This window comes from Planococcus sp. ISL-109 (assembly GCF_018613655.1).
GTDB lineage: Bacteria > Bacillota > Bacilli > Bacillales_A > Planococcaceae > Planococcus.
Window position 1 is genome coordinate 1 of record NZ_JAGGPW010000021.1, and the last position, 7,502, is coordinate 7,502.

At 39.9% G+C, this 7,502-nt stretch carries 11 protein-coding genes and 1 pseudogene; 4 read left to right on the top strand and 8 right to left on the bottom strand.

The window, feature by feature from the left end; all coding sequences use genetic code 11:
- Positions 1 to 53: 53 nt before the first annotated feature.
- Together J7E21_RS13655 and J7E21_RS13660 are read right to left on the bottom strand one after the other, a co-directional pair.
- Positions 54 to 572, bottom strand: coding sequence for a Rossmann-fold NAD(P)-binding domain-containing protein (locus J7E21_RS13655; protein ID WP_215108686.1), 519 nt, complete (start codon positions 570 to 572; stop codon positions 54 to 56).
- Positions 559 to 849 (bottom strand): SDR family oxidoreductase, encoded by a 291-nt coding sequence (locus J7E21_RS13660; protein WP_215108688.1) that lies wholly within the window; start codon positions 847 to 849, stop codon positions 559 to 561. The genes J7E21_RS13655 and J7E21_RS13660 overlap by 14 nt, the downstream gene beginning before the upstream one ends.
- Positions 850 to 1,481: 632 nt before the next feature.
- Here J7E21_RS13660 and J7E21_RS13665 point away from each other — a divergent pair.
- On the top strand, positions 1,482 to 1,946 hold the full coding sequence (locus J7E21_RS13665; RefSeq protein ID WP_215108690.1) for an SRPBCC family protein: 465 nt from the start codon (positions 1,482 to 1,484) through the stop codon (positions 1,944 to 1,946).
- Between the two features lie 530 nt (positions 1,947 to 2,476).
- Positions 2,477 to 2,842 (top strand): PH domain-containing protein, encoded by a 366-nt coding sequence (locus tag J7E21_RS13670; RefSeq protein WP_215108693.1) that lies wholly within the window; start codon positions 2,477 to 2,479, stop codon positions 2,840 to 2,842.
- A gap of 95 nt (positions 2,843 to 2,937) precedes the next feature.
- Here the strand turns inward: J7E21_RS13670 and J7E21_RS13675 are convergent, their stop codons facing one another.
- Positions 2,938 to 3,384 (bottom strand): hypothetical protein, encoded by a 447-nt coding sequence (locus tag J7E21_RS13675; protein ID WP_215108695.1) that lies wholly within the window; start codon positions 3,382 to 3,384, stop codon positions 2,938 to 2,940.
- Between the two features lie 300 nt (positions 3,385 to 3,684).
- On the opposite strand from J7E21_RS13675, the gene J7E21_RS16675 reads away from it, so the two are divergent.
- Together J7E21_RS16675 and J7E21_RS16680 are read left to right on the top strand one after the other, a co-directional pair.
- Entirely contained in the window at positions 3,685 to 3,936 is a 252-nt protein-coding gene (locus J7E21_RS16675) for a periplasmic substrate-binding domain-containing protein (protein WP_251048009.1), read from the top strand.
- 15 nt (positions 3,937 to 3,951) lie between these two features.
- Positions 3,952 to 4,149 (top strand): annotated as a pseudogene (locus tag J7E21_RS16680) (ABC transporter substrate-binding protein); the annotation flags it as partial.
- 114 nt (positions 4,150 to 4,263) lie between these two features.
- Here the strand turns inward: J7E21_RS16680 and J7E21_RS13685 are convergent.
- The 5 genes from J7E21_RS13685 to J7E21_RS13705 all read right to left on the bottom strand — a co-directional run bounded on the left by J7E21_RS13685 (position 4,264) and on the right by J7E21_RS13705 (position 7,071).
- Complete coding sequence (locus J7E21_RS13685) at positions 4,264 to 5,025, bottom strand: VanZ family protein (RefSeq protein ID WP_215108697.1); 762 nt, start codon at positions 5,023 to 5,025, stop codon at positions 4,264 to 4,266.
- Positions 4,986 to 5,348, bottom strand: a complete 363-nt coding sequence (locus tag J7E21_RS13690; RefSeq protein WP_215108699.1) for a PadR family transcriptional regulator — start codon at positions 5,346 to 5,348, stop codon at positions 4,986 to 4,988. The genes J7E21_RS13685 and J7E21_RS13690 overlap by 40 nt, the downstream gene beginning before the upstream one ends.
- A 252-nt stretch (positions 5,349 to 5,600) precedes the next feature.
- Positions 5,601 to 6,110 (bottom strand): hypothetical protein, encoded by a 510-nt coding sequence (locus tag J7E21_RS13695; protein WP_215108701.1) that lies wholly within the window; start codon positions 6,108 to 6,110, stop codon positions 5,601 to 5,603.
- Between the two features lie 253 nt (positions 6,111 to 6,363).
- On the bottom strand, positions 6,364 to 6,801 hold the full coding sequence (locus J7E21_RS13700; RefSeq protein WP_215108703.1) for a hypothetical protein: 438 nt from the start codon (positions 6,799 to 6,801) through the stop codon (positions 6,364 to 6,366).
- 66 nt (positions 6,802 to 6,867) lie between these two features.
- Positions 6,868 to 7,071 (bottom strand): hypothetical protein, encoded by a 204-nt coding sequence (locus J7E21_RS13705; protein WP_215108705.1) that lies wholly within the window; start codon positions 7,069 to 7,071, stop codon positions 6,868 to 6,870.
- Positions 7,072 to 7,502: the final 431 nt, after the last annotated feature.

Consider the following 7,502-nt stretch of genomic DNA (forward strand, 5'->3'; position numbering starts at 1 on the left):
TTATTAGTTCAACTTATATAGGACATTTTGATTTTGCAGCAATTTGAGCATTTTCATTCGACTCGTTCTTTCCACATTTTCAGTACCGCTTTTTCTTTTTCGGCATCAAGGCCCTCCTTCCTTTCAAGATACGCATGTGCTAATTCCCATACATGCCTATCGCGAATCGTTTCCGCTAACGGCCGGAACGAGAATCCCGCTCCCAGTGCTTTTTGAATGTCGAGCGCGAGGAAACCTTCCATCTTTTCGCGGTCCGGTATCCATAGCGGCAGTTCCGACCAAAACCCGACGCCTTTCGCCAACAGAAACGATTCGTTTGCCCATACCAATTCGGCGTCCGTTTCTAAAGTTGACTGGCATTCCTGCAGCAAGTCTTCCATCGTCAACGCCGTTTCCGGGCCTGCCGCATTGAATGTTCCGGTGACGTTTTCTTCGACCATGCTGACGATCCATTCCGCCAAGTCGCGAACATCGATTAACTGGACCTGTTTACCTTTGCGCCCAGGCGCCAACACTTCACCGCCTTGTGCGATGCGGTTCAACCAATAGCTGAAGAAATCATAAGGCGACAATCAGCCCCGGCCGGACGATGAGGCTCTGTTGCGGGAAAACTTTCTCCACTTCCTGCTCGCATAAAAACTTCAGCTCGCCGTAGTATTCATTGTTCACCGGACCCGCCGTTCCTTTTGTCATTTCTTCCGCCTCTTCAAGCGAAAGCTTGCTGATTGGATGCTGTTCATCGATTCCTGGCTGCTCCAATTCATCATAGACGGAGGCGCTGGATATGAAGGTATAATGCCCGGCACTCCTTGCGAAAAGTCCCGCCGACTGCCGGACAGCCCGCGGCACAAAGCCGCACGTATCAATTACCGCATCCCACGTCCGCCCCTCGAGCGCTTGTAAAGCGCCGTTGCTGCCAGAAAATGTCCCAAGAAACGGGTGCCTCCAAGAATTAAGATCTTCATATCCATCCCCTCGTTCTTTTTCTTAGACAGTTATGGAAAGGTACAATGTTGAGGAAGTCTTTTCACAGCATATTCGCTACAACTTTTCTAAAGTCCTTCATGCGACGATTCCCAACAAGAATTCTTCATTACTAAATAAACTGATTTTTCCAAAAATATCTTGCTATTTAGTTGAAATAGCTGTATACTGGAGGTGCTATATTACGGAAAAGAATTTTCATTTTAGTAAAGAACATATTGAAGATCGTGATATCATTCGATTTCTCAGCCGCAAAAACTGAGAAAGTGGACAAAACCAAAGCAAGAAGGTCTTCTGTTTGCTGTTATTTGTCAGGATACGTCTTTAAAAGAATGTTTGCAGAATTGGCGATTGGATTGCACATTTTCATCAGTTGGAGAGAAAGGCAGTCAAAGTTCCCACATGGCAACTGAAACACGAGCTAAAAGCTAACCGAACATCACAATCCCGTACCCGGATGAAAATCTATTCGTTCACCCAATGAGGAGGAACATGGTATGTGGAATATCAAAAAGAGTATCTACATTGACCGGCCGGTTGACGAGGTTTATCATTACGCAATCGACCCTACTCACTGGTTCCAATGGTATGTCGGTCTTTCAGAGCCTGAAAATTTAGTCGGCAAAGGGGAAACCGGAACTACCATGGACCTGAAATACACCATGCTGGGAATGCATTTGCCAGTTGCTGTCGAAGTGGTCGAAACATCCAAAGATGGAGACAGCTATTCATGGAACGGCACCGTCAAAGGAGCAATCAATTCCAAGCAGTTCTGGACATACGCTCCAGAAGGCAAGGGCATGGAAATAACTCTCGACATGAACTATGAACTGCCCGGAAAACTGGTTGGGAAAGTAGCCAATACGCTCATCATCAAAAAACTGATGGATAACTCCATGGAACAAACCTTGAACAATCTGAAAGCCGTTTGTGAAACGTCTGACAAATACAGCATGAAGTGAATTCAACAAAATTCCATTTGAAAGACCAACTGATAACCGCACAATCGTCAATTTAAAACAGCCGCTCTGATGGATTCCATCACAGAGAGCGGCTGTTTTTTTGAACACTGGAATATATAGGAAATCTTACGACTGGTAATGATTCTTGTCCGGATCCCAATCGTAGGTTATCGGGCTGCTTGGGAATTCGGGCTGCTAGATTTGTGTGCGCTGAATGATATAAGCATCATCTATCCACTCAAAAATGATGCACCCTACAATTGGGGGGTAATGTGCGGGTGGGTTACTTCCACTATCCATGTGCCGACGAAAAAATCTAATCGCTTCATTATGTCTTTACGAGTTGGTGGTTTCATAGAGCACCCTCCAGTTCATTCGGATTTCATACTGATAGCTGATTGATTCTCTCCTAGTTGTTCATATGGAATCCCTTCGCTCGCTAACACATTCTTCAACACTTTATCAATTCCCTTTCTCAGCTTCCCAGTATATGGCATACTAAAAGCACAAATGACAAGGGGGAATTTTTTATGGCAGAATTAAATGCAATGATGGGGTGGACATTCGTCCAGGAAATTGATGTGCCGGAATCGGTCAAAGACTTGCTGGTAGACGGAGAAGTTGCCAAAGTTGCATACAAAACCGTTCGAGACACAGCAGTAGTGACGAACAAACGCATCATCATTTCCGATAAACAAGGAATGACCGGCAAAAAAGTCGAGGTCTACACCATCCCGTTCAAGTCGATCAATATGTATTCGACGGAAAACGGCGGCACTTTCGATATGAACAGCGAAATCGAACTTTGGACAAAAGCCGGCAAATTCAAACTGAACTTGAACAAGAAAGTGGATATCCGCAAGCTCGATAAAATCATTGCGGAAGCGATTCTTTAGATTCAAACTGACAGCCCCTTTCCTAAAATGAAAGGGGCTGTCTTTGCATGCACTCAAAAGGTTCAAGCAAGATATATCAGTGTCGACAAAGAACATCAGTAATCATCATCGATTCCTCTCAACACTTCACCCGCACGCCACATATTCTGGTCGTGCTCAGTCATTACGCCCGGTTCTCCTTGGATATCCTCGATAACCTCTACAGGAATGCCTGCTCTTTCTCTTATCTCTTCAGCATAGGCTTTCGCTTTAGTAATAAGTTCGGGCTTCATTTTTTCGACTTCCTCGGTAAGCAGCCTAGTTGCCTTATCGGCTTCTTCACTTGTTTTGATACGCTCCAAATTCACATCGCCTATCATTCTGGATTCTTTGATAAAGCACATTTCGCCAAGTTCAATGTTTTCTAAAGTAAAATCAACACCTGTATCCAAATCCAAAAATCCAATAATAACCATGGGATCCTGAGGTAGACATATGATTTCAACTTCACCAGACTGTACACCCAATCTTTTAATGGCCGTAATATTTTCTTGTGGCATCATTTTTTACTCCCCCTGTTTCTCATTTTTTCTGACATGTATAAATGTTGGAAATCACAAGCGTAGTATAAAATCACCGAATTTTTATAATAATCAAATAAGTATTCTGGCTTCCATTATACTATTGCATATGGCGCTTCATCACACTAAATTCTTCTGCACTTTACAAAAAGGAAGCCATGACGTTTTGAGCAAATGACATCCACTTGTTTTCGAACCTGTTTGCATCTGTAACATAGCGTTATATGTACATATTTTAGAATCAACACATCACTAAACAAAATACCCCCAAGGAGTAATCCAATGACTAAACGATCCATGACAAAAATGCTGATGCTTTTCTCCATGTCCCCTTTTCTCCTACTGGCTTGCTCCAGTGAAGAATCTGGCGCTCAAGATACACTCATTTTCGCCCGCGGTGGCGATACCGTATCCCTAGATCCTTCAGAAGTGACGGATGGTGAATCTGAAAACGTCGCGCAAAGCATTCTCGAAACATTGACGACGTTTGAAGAAGGCGGAACGGCGACAGAACCGATGCTTGCGACCGAATGACAAGAGTCGGAAGACGGTCTGACCTATACGTTTACGCTTCGTGAGGGCGTGAAGTTTCATGGAACAGATTTTAACGCGGACGCGGTCGCCTTTAATTTCGACCGATGGATGAACGGCAGTGGAGATAAATTCCCGATGTACGGCACTGTTTTCGGCGGTTACATGTCACTTCAGATGCTATCTTGCACTTGTTTTAAGCGTTATTTTGCGTAAAAATTTAAAAACCCCCACACTCTTTGTTTGAAAGAATGCAGGGGTTTGTTAGATTTGTTTAACTTCCGATAATCTCACAATATGTAAACCTGAGTTTTATAATTTAAATTTCTTTTAATTGATTGCTTCCTTCTTTTTCGCTCTCAGAAGGATACTCCATACTTTACTGATACTCATATAAACGAAATAGCCAAGAAGAGCGCCAATCGTATTCAAAAGTATGTCATCGATGTCAAATTGGCCAAGTTGCAGAAAGAACTGCAAAAGCTCGATGGACACAGTAATTGTAAACCCAATCATCATTACTTTAGGGAAGGTTCTGAAACGACTGAATGTGAACGAAAGAAAAATGCCTAAAGGGACAAAAATTAGAATATTACCGATTGTATTGTATAAAATAATATCTAAGTTAAAATGCTGACTGCCCATTAGATAATTGTATGTATTCTGGAAAGGAATGATATTCGTATTTAATTTCCAGACTTCTGCACTGAAAAAGCTGGAAGTTCCTTCGGGATACCAAAAATACCGGTTAAATGAACCCCAATTTACGAGCCGATAGAGTATTCTTTCAAACAGCAAAAACCAAAGTCCGATGGCCGAATACAAACCAAATAAAACCCAACTGATACTTGTAAGGATTTTGTTGTTCGGTTGTACTGTATCTTCTAATCCTGATCTGATGGTTTCGACATCACCGAAATCTTTTAAAGCCAGAGCAACTGCCTGATCTGAAGTAAATCCTTTTTCTTCATACTCGCGAACCAACAGGGTTAAATGGCCAGAAAGTTCTTCCGTAATGTTTTGCTTTTCTTTGTTGCTGCAATTCAATCCGCTTACGATTCGTTCAAGATAGGTTTTGATGTCTTGTCCCATAGTTTCCCCTCCGTAGACACGTTAATTAACTCACTGACTTTTTTCCATTCGTTCAATTTTCGGTTCAACTCTTTTTTCCCATCTTTTGTGATTCGATAATATTTTCGTCTTGCTCCCGTTGCTGATTCTTCCCAATATGATTCGAGAAATTTTTTGGATTCCATTCTTTTTAGTGCTGGATACAACGTGCCTTCGCTCATACTATAAAGTTCTTCACTGTTCTCTTTTAATTCCTTGACCATTTCATAGCCATACATGTCCCGTTTGTTCATTAGGGAAAGAAGCAAAATATCAATGCTCCCCTTCATAATTTCCTTATCCATCAACTCACCCTCTCATTTAACTATTATATACATCGTATAACAATGTATATCGATTTACAATGATTATTTAATACAAATTCTCTTTTTAAAAAAGCGTTTGTAAAAATACACTTAAACAGAAATAAAGAGAGTGAAAATCTGCTTTGAACAGCCTCTTCACTCCCTTTTTTATACACGTAGCTTCCGATAAGCCGTCATATGTAAACTAATTGAATAGCAAGACGGCTTAACTAAAAGCCTTTGATTGGCATTTCAACTCTCTTCTGTACTAAATTGTTTATACCCGTCCCAATCGTAAATTACCTCTTGTTCTTCACCGTTTACTGTGTAGTTAATTCTTGCAGCGCGATGCGGATCTTCTGCTACCTCACCAAGTCTAAGAACCAATACAATTCTTCCTGTATCGTCAATCTCATACCCACTGATATCTTCGACAGCCCCTATGTTATGATCCTCTGAATAAACGCCAACTTGCTTTAGAGGATCAGCCCCATAAACTTCATACGCCATTCCATCTTCATCAAACGTAACTGGTTCATGATTCTCTTTCACTAAATCGAAAGAATTAATGGTAACAGCCTCTTCCCCTGTCCACTCAATTTCATGAATCATGGAATAAGTGGAATTAGCTTCAACCGAATCCATATAGATACTGTCTAGAAAAAACTCACCGCTTTCTGCGTTTTCAACATCTTTAGACTCACTGCAAGCAGCTAATATCATTATTAAAAATAAGGCAGGAAATACAGCAAATCTCTTCATGGAATACATCTCCCTCAACTTGTTGTGGCTGCTTTCTACTTTCTACTTTCTGCTTTCATTTTTTGCTTAAGGCAGTTTCTACTGATTGATGATATCTAAATTCATTACTAAATGAGATTTCTTTAATCAATCATAAATTTTCTTTGCAATTTATTTTAGAAGTAATCTTAAAAGCTGGTTGTACTTACGCATGAATATTCAATCCATTGTTTGATTTTGTAACAGGGTTTTTGTATGCCATAGACTGATCAAATTAAAAAAAGCTAGCAACTGTTTCATGAAGATTACTATTACTGTACCTATAACTTCTTGAAGAATTCACGTCGTTGTTTGGAGAAGTAAAGCTGACGCTGTTTTCGCTATTATATAAATGTACGTGATAAACTTCTTTTGAATTAGTTTCAAGGAAAATTACATATTGTGCATCCGTTGGACGATTGGCTGAAAATAAATTGACCCTTTGAACTTCCATCCTTTTTAACTCATCAATGATTGTTTGCTTCTCCGAATCCTCTAATTCATCGAGCATTCCAGCAGGTGTATTCGATTCAACAATAGCAATTTTTTCTACAGTATTAAGGTCTATTTCACTTAAAATATCATTTTCAACGGAAGAAGTATTTAAGTAGAGGAATAAAATTACGCCTATACCTGTGAGCAGAATGAAAACTGGAATATAAATCTTCTTCATAAAATAGTACCACTCCTTTGCTTAATGCGGCCTTTTAACCTCATTCCCTAACATCGATTAATATGCTTACCCGTTTCTTTGCTTCTTCTTATCCACTAAAACCCGAATAAAATATGCAGCAATTCCTACGATTAATAATGATGTCGGTACCAGTTGCAGTTCGTATGGCAAAAATATATACATTATTATCGCTACTATAATTAGCGGGATCACTGTAGCAAAATACATTCTTACCCTTTTATTTTTGAAACTCATATCAAAACGATTCACGATATCTCCCCTCTCCTACTACCTTAACAAATTAATTGAATAATTGAAAATTTTCCATATTATGTTACATTCCCACTGCATTAAAGCGTTCGTAAAAGTACACGTTTACGAACGCTTTGAAAAGGGCCAAAAATGACCGAAAAGAGCGTTCGTAAACGTATCAAATGACTTTACGAACGTCCGCGAAATTGCATACACTTTTACGAACGCTTTTCAGGTATAATGAGAGGAAATAATCGTTTTTAGAGGTGAATTATGGAACATCTGTAAACGTTAAAATAGATTAATGAGATTTCAACAAATAAGTTTGATGATTTTTACTCAGAAAAATAGCTCTCCTGTAAACTGAAAAAGTAGTTACAGGAAAGCGAGGAAAGTGGAGTGAAAAAGAAGAATGACTTATTATCAAATTCATCAATTGAAAGAAAAAG